The sequence below is a fragment of the Ideonella sp. genome, assembly GCF_036277275.1.
GTDB lineage: Bacteria > Pseudomonadota > Gammaproteobacteria > Burkholderiales > Burkholderiaceae_C > Ideonella.
In genome coordinates this window covers 1-14,963 of record NZ_DASUNH010000137.1, presented here as the reverse complement: position 1 = coordinate 14,963, position 14,963 = coordinate 1, and the positions used below count along the sequence as shown (strand labels likewise).

The following is a 14,963-nucleotide window of genomic DNA, read 5'->3' as shown; positions in this document are numbered from 1 at the left end:
CACGCTCGAAACCCTGCGGTTCGGCGACGTAAGTCAATAGGAAGGCGCCAGGGGCCCGGCGCGACAAACGACGAACGGCTTCAGCGTGCCGGCCGGGGGGGCCGGGGACCGCGTTCACCACGCGGTTGGGCATCGCCACGGGTTTCACCGGTGCCACCCTGGGGCCCGCGGTTCTGGCCGTTGGGCTGGCCGGCATTCGGCCGCGCCGCGTTCTGGCCTCTCGGTCCATTGTCACGGCGATCGCCGCGCGGGCCGGGCCGGTCATGCCCGCCGCCGCCGGGGTGGTGGTCGGGGCGCGGGCCGCCTCGTTGATCGGGCCGGCCGCCCGGACGCTGCTGGGGCGGGCGTTCGCGGGCGTATTCCTCGGCTTCCTGCCGGGCCTGGGCCAGCAGCGCGTCCAGCGCCTGCGGCGTCATGCCCTTCAGTGCGCAGAAATTGTCCTTGGTCAACGTGGTGGTCTGAAAGGCGCGCAGCAGCTGGGCCCGTTCGCGGCGCTGGTCCTCTTCGGCCTGGCGGCGACCCTCGTGCACCTGGCGCCGACGCGCCAGTTCGTCGGCTGCGGCCTGACGATGCTCGGCGGCGATCTCGCCGGCCGGCTGGCCGTCCAGGTCGACGCGGTGCGGCGCGCGGGTCAGCGCGATCAGGTAGCCGGTGCCGCCGGTGTAGCGGCGCAGAAAGCCCGACAAGGCGGCCTTGCTGAACACACCCGGCGCCCGGGCCTGGATGTCGGCCTGGATGCGCAACTTGATTGGTTTGGCCGGGCCCGTGAACAGCGCCGGAAAGAGGGCCTTCAGACGCTCGGCACAGGCGGCCGGCGACATCGGGGCGGTCTCTGCCGCCGGTTGCCCGGCCGTGGGCTCGGCGGCTTCGCCTGCGGGCGCTGTGACTGGCTCGGGGAGCACCGGCGTGGGGGCTTCGAAGGGCGGCTCGGGCGTCGGCGCCGCGATGGATGCAGGCTCGGCAGCCGGGACTGCGGAATCGGGCGTCGGGGTGTCGTTGGCGGTCATGGCGCGCAAAGGTGAGCCTGGCCGGTGCGCGGCCCGCGGCAAAGAAAAACAGGCCGCGATTGTGCCCGTCCGCGCGATTGCCAATCACACAGGGCCTGCAAGGGCATTGCGCAGAGTTTGGCGGCCGTCAAAGTCCATGGGGATGCGCGGGTTTCGGCCGAGCGGCGGACGCGCGCTTGGGGCATCATCGCTACTGTTGATATTTACAGCCTCTTGCGCTGAATGCCGTACCCATGAGTTCCGTCCGCCGCTCCACCGCCTCATCCACCCGACTGGCCCAACGCACGGAGCTGCCGGCCCAGCCGATCAGCGCCGAGGTGCTCGCCGAAAAATACGCCAAGGGCCAGGAGAAGACCGTCGACGACGTGCGCCAGCGCGTCGCGCGGGCGCTGGCGATGGTCGAGGCCCCCGAGCAGCGGGCACTGTGGGAGCAGCGCTTCATTGACGCGCAGCGCCGCGGCTTCGTGCCGGCCGGGCGCATCAATTCGGCAGCGGGCACCGAGTTGACGGCCACGCTGATCAACTGTTTCGTGCAGCCGGTGGGTGACTCGATCGCCCAGGTCGAAGAAGGCTTCCCGGGCATCTACACCGCACTGACTGAAGCGGCCGAGACGATGCGCCGCGGCGGTGGTGTCGGTTATGACTTTTCTCGCATCCGCCCGCAAGGCGCCTGGGTCGGCTCGACGCAGTCCAGCGCCTCGGGGCCGGTCAGCTACATGCGGGTGTTCGACCGTTCCTGCGAGACGGTCGAATCGGCCGGCTCGCGCCGCGGCGCGCAGATGGCGGTGCTGCGCTGCGACCACCCGGACATCGAAACCTTCATCCAGGCCAAGGACGAAGGTGACCTGCGCAACTTCAACATCTCGGTTGGCGTGACCGACGAATTCATGAAGGCGGTACTGGCTGGCGACGACGTCGAGCTGGTGCACCGCGCCGAGCCCGGGGCGGTGCAGAAGTCGGCCGGGGTGCATCGCCGGGCCGATGGCCTGTGGGTTTACAGACGCCTGCCGGCTGCGCGGCTGTGGGACAAGATCATGCGGTCGACCTACGACCACGCCGAGCCGGGCGTGCTGTTCCTGGACCGCATCAACAACGACAACAACCTCGGCTACTGCGAATCGATCGCGGCGACCAACCCCTGCGGTGAACAGCCGCTGCCGTCCTACGGCTGCTGCTGTCTCGGCTCGATCGACCTGACGCACTTCGTCAACGCGCCGTTCGAGCCGGGCGCGGATTTCGACGACGCCGGGTTTGCCGAGGTGGTGAAGGTCGCGGTGCGCATGCTCGACAACGTGCTGGACGTGACCGTCTGGCCGCTGCCGCAGCAGGCCGAGGAAGCGCGCAACAAGCGCCGCATCGGGCTGGGTTTCACCGGGCTGGGCGACGCGCTGATCATGCTGGGCCTGCGCTACGACACCGCCGAGGCGCGCGAGATGGCGCGCCGGATCAGCGAGGCGATGCGCGACGCGGCCTACCTGGCCAGCGCCGACCTGGCGGTCGAGCGCGGGGCGTTTGCACTGTTCAACGCCGACCTGTATCTGTCCGGCGGCAATTTCGCGTCGCGGCTGCCCGCGGCAGTGAAGGAGCGTGTGCGCACCGCGGGCCTGCGCAACTCGCACCTGCTGTCGATCGCGCCCACCGGCACCATCAGCCTGGCCTTTGCCGACAACGCGAGCAACGGCATCGAGCCGCCGTTCTCATGGACCTACACACGCAAGAAGCGCATGCCGGATGGCGGCTTCAAGGAGTACGCGGTCGAAGACCACGCCTGGCGCCTGTACCGCCACCTGAAGGGCAACGATGTGCCGCTGACCGACGCTTTCGTCACCGCGCTGGAAATGAGCGCCGAGGCGCACGCGCTGATGGTGGCGGCGGTGGCGCCCTGCATCGACACCTCGATCAGCAAGACGGTCAATGTGCCGGCCGACTATCCGTACGAGGATTTCCAGGGCCTGTACCTGACGGCGTGGCGCTCGGGCTTGAAGGGCTTGGCGACCTACCGGCCCAATGCGGTGCTGGGTTCGGTGCTGAGCGTCGATGCGCCCGCTGCCGTGGTCGCGCCGCCGCCGTTGTCAACCGACCATGCCAACCAGCGCCTGACGCTGGACAAGCTGCCGGCGCCGGTGCTGACCTCGCTGCGCTGGCCCGGACGGCCCGAGCTGAAGGCGGGCAACCCCGCCTGGAGCTACCTGATCCAGCATCCTCACGGCGACTTCTCGCTCTTCGTCGGCGAACTACCAGCCGAAGCCGGGCCGGGCACCGGCCTGTTCGGCACCACGCTGCCGTTCGAGGTCTGGGTCAACGGCGCCGAGCAGCCGCGTGGCCTGGGCGCATTGGCCAAGACCTTGTCGATGGACATGCGGGCGAATGACCCGCAGTGGCTGAAGCTGAAGCTCGACGCATTGGCGACGGTGGCCGAAGAGCGATCGTTCGAGATGCCTTTCCCGCCGAACGGCGAGAAGCGGCTGTTCCCGGGCGTCGTGGCGGCCACGGCGAGCGTGATCCGCTGGCGTTGCGAACAGCTGGGCGCCTTCGCTGACGGCGGCCCGACGCCGGTGCTGGACGCGATGTTCAGCCGCGACGAGCCGCGCACCAGCACCTCCGGCACGCTGGCCTGGGCGGTCGATGTCGACAACCCCGCCACTGGCGAGTCGTTCACCCTGACGTTGAAGGAAGTGGCCCTGGCGACGAGCGACCCGCGGGTGTCGTCCAACGGTTTTGTCACTCGGCCTTGCGCGCTCGGTTTCTCAGGCAACTATCCGAAGGCCTTTGACGGGCTGGCGCGCCTGTTGTCGCTCGACATGCGGGTGATCGACCCGGCGTGGATCGGCATGAAGCTGCGCAAGCTGCTGAACGTCGGCGAGCCGCTGGGGCATTTCATGGCGCCGGTGCCCGGCCAGCGAAGGCAGCAGGTCTGGCCGAGCACGGTGGCCTATGTCGCGCGGCTGATCATCCATCGCTACGCGATGCTGGGTGTGCTGGATGAAGAAGGCTTCCCCTTGCATGCGATGGGCATCTTGGAGTCGCCTGCGCCCAAGACCCACACTGCCACCACCGCTCCGGTGATCGCTGGCCGGCCCTGCCCGGAATGCGGCAATGCCACCTTGATCCACAAGGACGGCTGCGACTTCTGCACCGCCTGCGGCTACGTCGGGCAGTGCGGCTGAGTCAGTCGAGCAGCTTGAGCATGCAGGCGCATTCGGGGCGGGTGACGTAGCTGCCGTAGGGGGCGCTGGTAGCAAAGCCTTGGGCACGGTAAAAGGCGATCGCCCCTTCATTGGCCCAGCGGGTGGACAGGCGAAGCCGCCGGTAACCCAGCTGCCGCGCTTGCTGCTCCAGGAAGCCCAGCACCGCCTTGCCGATGCCCCGCCCGGGCTGGCTGGCGTGCATACGCTTGACTTCGCCGCTGCCGGCGTCACCAGCGATCGGACGCAAAGCGCCGCAACCAAGCGCCAGGCCCTGCGGGTCATAGGCGACGGCAAAGACCGAACCGTCGGCGGGAAAGTCGGCAAAGCCGGCCTTGCCGTCGCTGCCATAGCGGGCCAGCAAGTGTGCCGACAGCTGTTCCTGGAGCAGGATCGCTTCGGCGCTGTCGTGGGCGACCGCTCGAACCTGGATGATCTGCGTGGCGGCGTGTTCCATCTTGCTGCTCATGCTCTCTGCACTGCCTTGGTTGCTTGCCATTGAAACGAGTATTTCCCAAGGTGGACCATGGCTGCATAAGCTGGAAAAATTGGCCGATCACGCTGGCGGCTTGAGCGGCGGCGGATATCTCGTGCCTATTCATCACCTTGGAGGGAGACTCATGTTGACATTCAATCATCGAACGGCCTTGAGATGGGCGGCTGCGGCGGTCGCAGTGCTGTCTGCTTCGGCCCAGGCGGCGACGGCTGGCCCGCTGAAGCTGACAAAGACCTTCATCGACAGCGGCACGATGTCGGGGGCGTTGCTGCCGGCGTCCGTCTTTCAGGTCGTCGGCGACCAGGTGACGATCACCTGTGGCATCACGGCCGGCTGCACTGTGTCGGCCTCGCTCGAAGCGCAGATCAAGCAGGTCGGCGCCAACTCGCCGGCGCTGTGTTTCTATGTCGATGACGCGATGGTTTCTTGCCCGGCCAACGACAGGCTGACGGCCACGTCCGGCTTCAAGGTGATGAGTCACCAGTCGTCGACCAAGGTGACGATGGGCGAACACAAGCTCTCGATGCGAGCCTACAGCGAGCTGTCCACCCAGCTGTACCGCTACCAGGCGGAATATCGTCTGTTCAACAAATGATCCGCGTGAGCGGTCAGTCGGCGCCGCCGGCGCGGCTTGCCGAGGGCGCGCCGGCGGGGCGCTGGGGGGCACCGCAAAACGGGTGACCCCCTCAACCATCAACGGCCGTTTTCGATCGTCGGGTCGAGGCTCAGCTGGGAGTTGTCCGAGGTGTCGACCAGGGTGACGGTGTATTTGTAGCTGTTGCTGTCGCTATTGACATCGAACAGCGTGACCAGGATCGACGATGCGGTCGTGGACGGGTTGGGAAACTGCGACCCGGGGTTGCTGACCACGATGGCCGCATTGCTGGGAAAGGCATAGCCCGATGTGTGAAGGTTGAACGTGATCGTCGCATTGGCCCCGCTGACGGGGACCGGGTCTGGGCTGCAGCTGATCATGCCGGTGGAGCTGACACTGACGTTGACGATGGGCATGGAGTCCTCATTGGAGTTTGTCGCTGGCGGCGCCCTCGCCGCTCGCCAGCCGTCTTTGCAAATCAGCAAGATCGGGGTGCCGATACGCCGAACTGGCCACACGTGCGGCGAGCGCGTGAGCCTCGGTGTGCTTGCCAAGGCGCCACAGGGCCTGGGCCAACAAGGTGGCAGCGGGAGCATGGCCGCTGTCGGCCGCGGCGCGCAGCCGATCGACCGCTGATTGCCACGGCGTTCGGGCAGCCGCGGCGCCGTTCTCAGCCAGCAAGACGTCTCCCCAGGCGACTTCGGTGGCAGCCGCGAGCAGACTCAGGTCGGTGTCGAGTAGCAAGCCGTGCGCCTCGGCCTGCCGCACTTGCGCCAAGTAGGCGTCCAGCGCGGCACGCTGGCTGGGCCAGCGTTCGCCGAAGGCCAGGCGCAGCCGCAAGGCCTGCCCTTGCTGCGCGAGTCGCCAAGTTGCCCGGGTTTGCGTGTTGGCGAGCAGGCGCACGTTGTCGGCCTCGGCACGGCGCAGCGCCTGGGCAGCGACGGTGCGATCGCCGTGGGCCCATGCGGCCTCCGCCAGAGCCAGGCGGGCCAGCGTCGCCTGGCTCTGCCAGTCCATGTTGTTTGGGTCGACGGCCAACAGCGCTTCGAAGCGACTCAGTGCTTCTTGCGCCGCTGCGGCGGCCTGGGTGGCGTGGCCCAGCGCGAGGTGCAGGCGGCCCTGCTCGTGCATCGCGTTGGCCATCAGGCGTTGGGCGCGACGGTCGGTGTCGGCGTGAGGCAGGGCCTGCAGCGTGGCCAGCTTGGCCTGCTGTGCAGCCAGCGCGGCGACCAATTCGCCTTGGGCTTCCTGCGCCTTGGCCACCCAGCCTTGGCTGTTGGCCTGGTCGAACACCAGATCGGCCCGCTGCGGCACGGCGGCGCGAAAGGTGTCGCGTGCCGCGGTGAAGGCTTTCAGGGCCTGCGCCGGGCGTGCCCGCTCCAGCTGCAGCACGCCCAGGTTCTGGTTCGCATAGGCCTGCTCGATGCGCCAGTCCAGCCGTGCCGGGTCGAGCCGGACCAGCCGCTCGGCCAAGTCCAGGTAGCCGCGAAAGGCGTGCTCCGCCTCATCCACTTGTCGCCGCTGGCGCGCGACGAAGCCGACCCAGTACAAGCTTTGCGAATGGTCGAACAGGCGTTGGCCGTCGCCGGGATGGCGCTGCATCAACGCGGCCGTGCTTTCGGCAGCTTGCCGGAACACCCGGCTGGCTTCGTCGAGGTCGCCCCGTTCGTCGGCGATCTCGCCGATCAGATGCAATGCCCGGGCTCGGCGGCCCAGCGATTCGGCATCCAGCCGGCCGGCGTCTTGTGCTGCGTAGTAGTCCAGGGCGCGGCCGCCAACGGCGTCCAGCGCATCCAGCCGCCCCACCGGCTGCAGCTTCTTGCGCAAGTCGCCGAGCATGAACTCGATCAAGCCTTCGGCCTGTACCTGCTGGCGGCGCGCCTCTCGTGCCTCGTGCAGTGCGATGCCGGCGCCGGCGACGATGGCCAACAGCACGATGCCGCCGGCGGCGACGCCGGCGCGGTGACGCTGCACGAACTTGGCCAGCACGTAGGCAGCGGTGTCGCGTCGGGCGGCAATCGGCTCGTGGGCCAGGTGGCGGCGCAAGTCGTCGGCCAGGGCTTGCGCGTTCGGGTAGCGTTCGCCCGGCGACTTCTTCAGCGCCTTGGCAACGATGGTGTCGAGGTCGCCGCGCAGCGCGCGGGCCTGGCGCGCTGCGTCCGGCCCGCCGCGACGCATCACCGTGTCAGACAGACGCCGGGGCTGCTGCTCCAACGTGGCACGCATCTGGTCGACCGCCGTGGCGGTGGCGGTGGTCGTCGGATGGGTGCCGCCGAGCAGCACGTAAAGCAGGACGCCGAGCGAATAGACGTCGCTGGCGGTGGTGACCTCCCCGTTCTGCAGTTGTTCCGGCGCGGCGTATTGCACCGTGAAGGCGCGACCCGCACGCTGGGTCAACTCGGTTGCCGCGACGGGAGCACCGGTCGTGGGCCCACCTTGCGCATCACGCATCAGCTTGGCAATGCCGAAATCCAGCAGCTTCACCTCGCCCGCGGCGGTGACCAGGATGTTGCTGGGCTTGATGTCACGGTGCAGGATCAGGCGGGTGTGGGCATGAGCGACGGCGGCCAGCACGTCGAGAAAAAGCATCAGCCTCGCCGTCAGACCCAGACCATGGTGTGCGCAATGTTGATCGATCGACAGCCCGTCGACGTACTCAAGCACCAGGTACGGCTGGGCACCGCCAGCGCGGCGGCCGGCCGCACCGGGGCTGTGCACGCCGGCGTCGATCAGGCGCGCGATGTGCGGATGCGCCAGGCGCGCCAGGATGCGGCCTTCGCGCGCGAAGCGTTCAGCATCTGCGCGCGGCACGAGGCCGGCATGCAGGAACTTGATGGCGACCTGGCCTTCGAAGCGGCCGTCGGTGCGCCGTGCAAGCCAGACGCTGCCCATGCCGCCCTGGCCCAGTTCGCGCTCGATCGTGTAGGCGCCAACGGTTTCGCCGCCCAGTGAGGCCGGGGGCAGCAGGGCCGGCGTTTCGAGAAAAGCGTTGCGATCCAGCGTGTCCAGGCTGGCGAGCAGGGCCTGCAGGTCGTCAGCCAGTGTCGGGTCAGCCATGCGCAACGCGGCCAGGCGCGCAGCTCGCTCGGCCGGGCCCAGCTCGAGCAGTTCGTCCAGGTGCGGGCTGAGTGCAGGCCAGCGCGATTTGTCGATCTTGCGAGGTTCGGCCGGCGTTGGGGCGCTGAGGTCCGGCTCGGCCATGGGCTATTTGAGCGCCAGCGACAGGAACAGCCGCGCCTTTTGCCAGTCGCGCTGTACGGTTCGTTCGGTGACCCCCAGGCAGTCGGCGATCTCGGCCTCCGACAGGCCGCCGAAGTAGCGCATCTGTACGACCTGGGCCACGCGCGCATCGCTGCCGGCGAGTTCGTCCAGTGCTTCATGCACGCGCAGGACCTCGTCCTCGTGGCGGACGGCCGAGTCGCCGATTTCGGTGTTCAGCGTCACGTGCCAGGCGCCACCGCCGCGGCGGTCGGCCTGACGCGAACGCAGCAGGTCGACCACGATGCTTCGCATCACCTGGGCGGCATAGGCCAAGAAGTGACGCCGGTCGGCGAATTCGGGGCTTTCGCCACGCAGCAGGCGCAGGTAGGACTCATGCACCAGCGATGTCGTGTCGAGCATCGTGACCTCGCCGGCCCGGCGCAACCGGCTGCGTGCGAGGCGCTGCAGATCCGCGTAGAGCAGGGAGACCACTTGGTCAGCCGCCTGACGGTTTCCGTCAGCGGCATCGCGAAGCAGCAGCGTGATGTCATGGGTCATGCTGGGTGGGACGGCCGCGGCGGTGCCGCACCAGCAGGCGACTCTAGCCGGCAGCGGTGCCGGCGGCAATGCAGGCACGGCGGATGCCGTGACTGATTCGCACCGAAACTTTTTTTGTTCGACGATGTCGGGTTTGGCGTCGGCAATCCGTTCTATGGGATAGATCAAGCCCAGGTGTGTGCAAAGCGGCTCGGCGGAGGGTCGAGCCGTGACATCACCGTGACGAAAATGTGCTCAGGGAATGAGTGTCGGGCCGGTCAGCAGCGCTGACCGGCCCCACCTCTTTGGGTGATGGGCCCGATCGTGGTCTTCCTGCGTGGCGCTACGGGATGGCCCGGGCCTGTAGGCGATCCAGCTTGGCGGCGTACAGGTCGTGTTCGCCGCGCGTCGTGCTGTTGGCCAATGCTCGCGTCAGGTGCTTGCGGGCGGCCTTCGCGTCGCCCAGTCCGCCGTAGGCCACGGCCAACCAGAAATGCACTTCGTGGTAGTCGGGGTCGCGTGACAGTTCGCGCTGCAGCCAGACCCGACCGGCCTCATGGTCGCCGCGTTGCACGGCCGCCTTGCCCAGCTCGAAGAAGTGGAAGGGTGGGTAAGCCTCCAGCTTGGCCAGCGTCTGCTTGACGTCGGTCGCTTCGGCGGTCCGTCCCTGGCTGACCAGCACCGACGACAGGTCGGCCAGTGCCTGCGTGTTGTGGGGTTCGGAGCGCAATGCATGTCGGAATGCGGCTTCCGCCGGCGCCAGCAGGCCGCGGCGGTGGTAGATCACGCCAAGCGTGATGGGGGCGCTGGTGAAGCTCGGGTCTTGAATCAACGCAGCACGCGCCCAGGCGTAGGCCTGGTTGAGGTCGCCCTGGGCCAGCGTTTCCGCGGCTCGGTTGTTCAGGTACATCGCCAGCACACGTGCTTCGCTGATGGGGGTGACGCGGCGACCGCGCAGATCCTGTGGCGGCAGGAAGTCGACCACCATCTGCATGTCGGTATAGACGCCGCGGATCTTGTCCACTGCCCTCTGACCGAGCGTCAGGTTGACGTGACCCGCCGCCAACAGCAGCGCCTGTCCGCGGCTCCAGCTGTCCTCGACCTCAACCGACTGGAAATTGACGGGGAGTTCGAGATGGCGCGCCAGCGCTGCCGTCATGATGACCAGCGACAGGCAGTTGCCGGAACGGGCCGCGAATGCCTCGCTGGCAGTGCGCGTGGTGGCTGAGTCGTAGTCAAGCTGCAGCATATTGCGGTTGTACAGCGCGTCGATAAGACCCTGCCGGAGGCCACTGCGGCGGATGTGGCGAGAGATCTCCTCGTCAATGTAATGTGCCATCGCCGGACTCAATGCGAAGACAAGTTCCGGGCGGACCGGTTGGACTGGCGGCCCGAAGGCTTGGTCCTGCAACAGCGGCGCCACTGGCTCCGGTGGCGCATGGGCGGTCTGCGCACACCCGCCGAACCCCAGGCAGGCGAGTACAACGATCAGGATCTTGGCAATCGTCCGGCATGACATGGCAGATCTCCAGTGCCATCGGTCCGCGAACCGCTGCGGGCCGGGCGGACGACGCTGTCCGCTACGCCATATTAGGACGGTTGGGGGCTCAACTGCACTGGGCCCATCCGAAAGCCGCGTCAGCGCAGAAAAAGTTGGTACACCGGGTTGTCGGTTTCGTCGACGCAGGGGTAGGCGAGCGTGTCCAGGAAATCCTTGAAGGCCTTCTTGTCGGCCTTGGGGACCTGGATACCGACGAGGATGCGACCGTAGTCGGCGCCCTGGTTGCGGTAGTGGAACAGGCTGATGTTCCAGCTTGGGTGCATCGCGGCCAGGAAACGCATCAGCGCGCCGGGGCGCTCCGGGAACTGGAAGCGGTACAGCCGTTCGTCCCTGGCCAGCTCACTGCGTCCGCCCACCATGTGGCGCACATGCTCCTTGGCCAGCTCGTCGTCCGTCAGGTTGACGGTGGCAAAGCCGTGGCGGATGAAGTTGCGCTCAATCTTGTCGGCCTCGTCCCGCTTGGCGATCGAGATGCCGACGAATACATGCGCCACACGGGCGTCGGAGATCCGGTAGTTGAATTCGGTCACCGAGCGCGGGTGGCCGGGCGTGCCGATCAGCTCGCAGAATCGCTTGAAGCTGCCACGCTCTTCAGGGATCGTGACCGCGAACAGGGCCTCGCGTTGTTCGCCGAATTCGGCCCGCTCGGCGACGAAGCGCAGGCGGTCGAAGTTCATGTTGGCGCCGCAGGTCACCGCGACAAAGGTCTTGCCTTTCGGCTTGTGGGTCTCGACGTACTGCTTCAGCCCGGCGACGCCGAGCGCCCCGGAGGGCTCGACGATCGAGCGGGTGTCCTGGAACACATCCTTCATCGCCGCGCAGACCGCGTCGGTGTCGACCACCACGTAGTCGTCGACCAGTTCGCGCGTCAGGCGGAACGTCTCTTCACCGACCAGTTTGACCGCGGTGCCATCGGCGAACAGCCCCACGTCGGCCAGTTGAACCCGCTTGCCGGCCCTGACCGAGCGGACCATCGCATCGGAGTCGGTGGTCTGCACGCCGATCACCTTGATCTCGGGCCGGACGGCCTTGATGTAGGCCGCGACGCCGGAAATCAGCCCGCCGCCGCCGATCGCGACGAAGACCGCGTCGATGGGGCCCTGGTGCTGACGCAGGATCTCCATCGCGATGGTGCCCTGGCCGGCGATCACGTCCGGATCGTCGAATGGGTGGACGAAGGTCAGGCCCTCGGCCTTCTCGATTTCAAGCGCGCGCAGGTAGGCGTCGGAGTAGCTGTCGCCATGCAGGACGACCTCACCGCCCAGTGCGGCGACCGCGTCGACCTTGACCTTCGGCGTGGTGGTCGGCATCACGATGACGGCGCGGCATTTCAGCCGGTGCGCGCCGAGTGCCACTCCTTGGGCATGGTTGCCGGCCGACGCGCAGATGACGCCGCGGGTCAGTGCCTCAACTGACAAGCGGGCCATCTTGTTGTAGGCGCCGCGCAGCTTGAAGCTGAACACCGGCTGGCAATCCTCACGCTTGAGCAGCACGCTGTTGCCCAGCCGGCGCGACAGGGCCTTCGCCGGGTCGAGCGGCGTTTCCTTGGCGACGTCGTAGACCTTGGCGGTCAGAATTCGACGCAGGTAGTCGACGGCGCTGGCGGCGGGTGTTGCGGGCGAGCGCGCAGCGGTGGCGCGCGGCTTTCGGGCGGCGCCGGCCATGGGCGTCTCTCCTCGTCGGCTGGGTTGGCTTGTGAAAGCAAGCGCGGCCGGACTGGCCGTGCTGCAGCGCCGCATGATATGCGAGGCCAGTGCGAATGCACTGCGCGCGGACGAGCCAGAAAAAAGCCCGGGACCGTGAGGGCCCGGGCTGAATCCACCGTTGAGGGGTGGAGGAGACAAGGGGTGCAGTCGGCGCCGAGTGAAAGCGCTTGCTGCATGCAAAGTAGTCTAGCCTGGGTTTTGTTGCACTGCAATAACCTTGGCATAGAGAGCCGGCTCCAGATGCAGATAATGCGCCGAGATGGGGCGCCGATCGCCGTCGCCCGGCAACGAGGACGAACGCGATGGAATGCACGGTGAACTGGGTAGCGGATGCGGGGATGGCGATGCTGGCCGAGACCGGCAGCGGCCATCTGCTGACGATGGATGGCGCCCCAGACGGCGGCGGCCGCAACCTTGCGCCGCGGCCGATGGAGACGCTGCTGGCCGGGGCCGGCGGTTGCACCGCCTACGACGTGGTGCTGATCCTCAAGCGCGGGCGCCATGCGGTGAGCGGCTGCCAAGTGAAGCTGATCGCCGAACGCGCTGACATCGACCCGAAGGTCTTCACGACGCTGAACATGCACTTCATTGTCAGCGGCAAGGGCCTGCCGCTGGCGGCGGTCGAGCGCGCTGTGGCGCTGTCCCACGAGAAGTACTGCTCTGCCACCGCGATGATCGGCCACACGGCGCGCATCACCACCAGCGTCGAGGTTCGCGAGGCGGCGTGATGTTCGCCCCGGCACGCGCTCTTCAGACGTAGTGCGCAGTGCCGGTCATCACCTTGGACGCCGCGCGCATCAGCCAGCGTACAGGCGCGGGCAGCGGCGCGCCACCAGCGGCCAGCGCGGCCTCGGCATGTTGCGCTTCGTCCTGCTTCATTTGAGCCACGATCGCGCGGGAAGCGTGGTCTTCGGCCGGTAGCCGGTCGAGGTGGCCGGCGAGGTGCTCTTCGACCTGCCGCTCGGTTTCGACCAGAAACCCCAGGCTCCAGGCGTCCCCGGCCCGGCCTGCGACCAAGCCGATCGTGAAAGCCCCGGCATACCACAGCGGGTTCAGCAGGCTGGGTCGGTCGCCCAGTGTTCGCAGACGCTCTGCCGTCCAGGCCAAGTGGTCTGTTTCTTCACGCGCTGCCTGCTGCATCTGGCTGCGAACTGCGGCGCTACGCGCCGTCAACGCTTGTGCTTCGTAGAGAGCCTGCGCGCAGACTTCGCCAACGTGGTTCACACGCATCAGCGGCGCAGACCGGCGCCTGAGGTCTGGCGGCAGGTCCAGGCCGATGTCGGCGGCCGGCGAGAGGCGGGCGGCGTGGGCCACCCCGGCCACGGTGCGCAATGCGTTGTCGGCAGCGACCAGCCACCTGTCGAGTGAGGTCCCGAAAGCCATGGCCGGAGCATACCTGCGGTGGCGTCGACGTCGTCGCTTCTGCGAAGACGATGCGCCATGTTGGTGCGCGACCGTCTGGGTAACTCGTTGTTGCACGACAACAAAACGCGGATGTGGGGTCCGTTTTCTTTGCGCCCCCCAGGGGGGTCTGGTGCAATAGCGTCAACTTCCGTTGAGGAGGTTGGCCTGATCGGCCCCACCCGTCGTGGTGACCGGGTTCCCCCTCGATCGGGACCTCTTGTTCAAACCTAGGAGATCTCTGAATGCAAAAATCTCTGATTGCCCTCGCCGTGCTGGGCGCTTTCGCCGGCGCAGCGTCGGCCCAATCGTCGGTCACCATCTACGGCAAGCTGGACTTGGCCATCGGCAAGCCGGTTCTTACCGAAGACAAGCAAGTCATGGACAACACCGGCAGCCGTCTGGGCTTCCGTGGTGTCGAAGACCTGGGCGGCGGGCTGAAGGCCGTGTTCGGTATCGAGCACCGCTTCAACCCGGACACCGGGACGCAAGCGAACCCGAACTTCTGGAACGGCTACTCGACCGTTGGTCTGGTCACCCAGTTCGGCATGATCAACCTGGGTCGCCAGTACACCCCCGCGTTCATCATGATGCAGAACCAGATCGACCCGTTCGGTGGCGACACCGTGGCGGCCGGTCGTGACATCGGCATGCGTTTCTCGCGCAGCTCCGGTGCCACCGCGGTGACGACTTCGCGCGTTCGCGTCGCCGATTCGATCCGCTATGACCTGTCGATCGCCGGCTTCAATTTCGGCGCGTCCATCGCCGAAGGCGCCGGTAACGCGATCCCGACGGATGCCGACCTGAAGAAGCCGGTGTCGCTGGCAGCCAACTATGCTGCGGGCCCCATCTGGGTGGGTGTTGGCTATGAAAACGGCGCCGACGCGGATGACAAGGTCTGGAACATCGGTGGCCGCTACAACTTCGGCTTCATGACCCTGGCTGCAGGCTATGGCCGCGGCACGACCAACACCGACGCGGATGCCAAGGGCTGGCTGGTCGGTGTGACGGTTCCCGTTGGTGCCTTCGACTTGAAGGCCATGTACGCCACCAACGACGTCGATGGCTTGGGCGAACTCAAGAAGGCCGGCATCGGTGCTCACTACAACCTGTCCAAGCGCACCAAGATCTTTGCCGACGTGGCGAAGATCGGTGGCAGCGCGACGATTGGCCAGGAGAGCAAGAACGGCTACGATCTGGGCATCCAGCACAACTTCTGATCGTCGGCTGCGCTTGCGCGGCTCGACCCGGAATGCAAAGCCGCCTTCGGGCGG

Annotated in this window: 12 protein-coding genes; 4 read left to right on the top strand and 8 right to left on the bottom strand. The window is 67.3% G+C overall.

What is annotated here, in order from left to right; all coding sequences use genetic code 11:
- Positions 1-80: 80 nt before the first annotated feature.
- Positions 81-1,007, bottom strand: a complete 927-nt coding sequence (locus VFY73_RS23530) for a ProQ/FINO family protein (RefSeq protein ID WP_329723394.1) — start codon at positions 1,005-1,007, stop codon at positions 81-83.
- A 233-nt stretch (positions 1,008-1,240) separates the two neighbouring features.
- Between VFY73_RS23530 and VFY73_RS23525 the strand changes: the two genes are divergently transcribed.
- Entirely contained in the window at positions 1,241-4,174 is a 2,934-nt protein-coding gene (locus VFY73_RS23525) for an adenosylcobalamin-dependent ribonucleoside-diphosphate reductase (protein WP_329723392.1), read from the top strand.
- A 1-nt stretch (position 4,175) separates the two neighbouring features.
- On the opposite strand, the gene VFY73_RS23520 is transcribed toward VFY73_RS23525, so the two are convergent.
- Positions 4,176-4,661 carry a GNAT family N-acetyltransferase gene (locus VFY73_RS23520; RefSeq protein ID WP_329723390.1) on the bottom strand — a complete coding sequence of 162 codons (486 nt, stop codon included), beginning with the start codon at positions 4,659-4,661 and terminating at the stop codon, positions 4,176-4,178.
- On the opposite strand from VFY73_RS23520, the gene VFY73_RS23515 reads away from it, so the two are divergent.
- Complete coding sequence (locus VFY73_RS23515; RefSeq protein WP_329723388.1) at positions 4,660-5,283, top strand: hypothetical protein; 624 nt, start codon at positions 4,660-4,662, stop codon at positions 5,281-5,283. The genes VFY73_RS23520 and VFY73_RS23515 overlap by 2 nt on opposite strands.
- Before the next feature lie 98 nt (positions 5,284-5,381).
- On the opposite strand, the gene VFY73_RS23510 is transcribed toward VFY73_RS23515, so the two are convergent.
- From VFY73_RS23510 to ilvA, 5 genes are all read right to left on the bottom strand, one after another.
- Positions 5,382-5,699: a hypothetical protein gene (locus tag VFY73_RS23510; RefSeq protein WP_329723387.1), complete on the bottom strand. Its 318-nt coding sequence runs from the start codon at positions 5,697-5,699 to the stop codon at positions 5,382-5,384.
- 7 nt (positions 5,700-5,706) lie between these two features.
- Positions 5,707-8,484, bottom strand: coding sequence for a protein kinase domain-containing protein (locus VFY73_RS23505; RefSeq protein WP_329723384.1), 2,778 nt, complete (start codon positions 8,482-8,484; stop codon positions 5,707-5,709).
- 3 nt (positions 8,485-8,487) lie between these two features.
- On the bottom strand, positions 8,488-9,042 hold the full coding sequence (locus tag VFY73_RS23500; RefSeq protein WP_329723383.1) for an ECF-type sigma factor: 555 nt from the start codon (positions 9,040-9,042) through the stop codon (positions 8,488-8,490).
- Positions 9,043-9,364: 322 nt separating this feature from the next.
- Positions 9,365-10,360: a tetratricopeptide repeat protein gene (locus VFY73_RS23495; RefSeq protein WP_329723381.1), complete on the bottom strand. Its 996-nt coding sequence runs from the start codon at positions 10,358-10,360 to the stop codon at positions 9,365-9,367.
- Between the two features lie 299 nt (positions 10,361-10,659).
- Positions 10,660-12,246: a threonine ammonia-lyase, biosynthetic gene (ilvA, locus tag VFY73_RS23490; RefSeq protein ID WP_329723379.1), complete on the bottom strand. Its 1,587-nt coding sequence runs from the start codon at positions 12,244-12,246 to the stop codon at positions 10,660-10,662.
- Positions 12,247-12,590: 344 nt separating this feature from the next.
- Between ilvA and VFY73_RS23485 the strand changes: the two genes are divergently transcribed.
- Positions 12,591-13,016, top strand: coding sequence for an OsmC family protein (locus VFY73_RS23485; RefSeq protein WP_329723377.1), 426 nt, complete (start codon positions 12,591-12,593; stop codon positions 13,014-13,016).
- 22 nt (positions 13,017-13,038) lie between these two features.
- Here VFY73_RS23485 and coq7 read toward each other — a convergent pair whose 3' ends face one another.
- Positions 13,039-13,671: a 2-polyprenyl-3-methyl-6-methoxy-1,4-benzoquinone monooxygenase gene (gene coq7 / locus VFY73_RS23480; protein WP_329723375.1), complete on the bottom strand. Its 633-nt coding sequence runs from the start codon at positions 13,669-13,671 to the stop codon at positions 13,039-13,041.
- A 263-nt stretch (positions 13,672-13,934) separates the two neighbouring features.
- Between coq7 and VFY73_RS23475 the strand changes: the two genes are divergently transcribed.
- Entirely contained in the window at positions 13,935-14,909 is a 975-nt protein-coding gene (locus tag VFY73_RS23475) for a porin (RefSeq protein WP_329723373.1), read from the top strand.
- Positions 14,910-14,963: the final 54 nt, after the last annotated feature.

Excerpts from the sequence above, each read along its gene's own strand:
- ilvA (WP_329723379.1), bottom strand. The coding sequence starts at position 12,246 with ATGGCCGGCGCCGCCCGAAAGCCGCGCGCCACCGCTGCGCGCTCGCCC.
- VFY73_RS23475 (WP_329723373.1), top strand. The coding sequence starts at position 13,935 with ATGCAAAAATCTCTGATTGCCCTCGCCGTGCTGGGCGCTTTCGCCGGC.
- VFY73_RS23530 (WP_329723394.1), bottom strand. The coding sequence starts at position 1,007 with ATGACCGCCAACGACACCCCGACGCCCGATTCCGCAGTCCCGGCTGCC.
- VFY73_RS23495 (WP_329723381.1), bottom strand. The coding sequence starts at position 10,360 with ATGGCACATTACATTGACGAGGAGATCTCTCGCCACATCCGCCGCAGT.
- coq7 (WP_329723375.1), bottom strand. The coding sequence starts at position 13,671 with ATGGCTTTCGGGACCTCACTCGACAGGTGGCTGGTCGCTGCCGACAAC.
- VFY73_RS23485 (WP_329723377.1), top strand. The coding sequence starts at position 12,591 with ATGGAATGCACGGTGAACTGGGTAGCGGATGCGGGGATGGCGATGCTG.
- VFY73_RS23510 (WP_329723387.1), bottom strand. The coding sequence starts at position 5,699 with ATGCCCATCGTCAACGTCAGTGTCAGCTCCACCGGCATGATCAGCTGC.
- VFY73_RS23500 (WP_329723383.1), bottom strand. The coding sequence starts at position 9,042 with ATGACCCATGACATCACGCTGCTGCTTCGCGATGCCGCTGACGGAAAC.
- VFY73_RS23515 (WP_329723388.1), top strand. The coding sequence starts at position 4,660 with ATGCTCTCTGCACTGCCTTGGTTGCTTGCCATTGAAACGAGTATTTCC.
- VFY73_RS23525 (WP_329723392.1), top strand. The coding sequence starts at position 1,241 with ATGAGTTCCGTCCGCCGCTCCACCGCCTCATCCACCCGACTGGCCCAA.
- VFY73_RS23520 (WP_329723390.1), bottom strand. The coding sequence starts at position 4,661 with ATGAGCAGCAAGATGGAACACGCCGCCACGCAGATCATCCAGGTTCGA.
- VFY73_RS23505 (WP_329723384.1), bottom strand. The coding sequence starts at position 8,484 with ATGGCCGAGCCGGACCTCAGCGCCCCAACGCCGGCCGAACCTCGCAAG.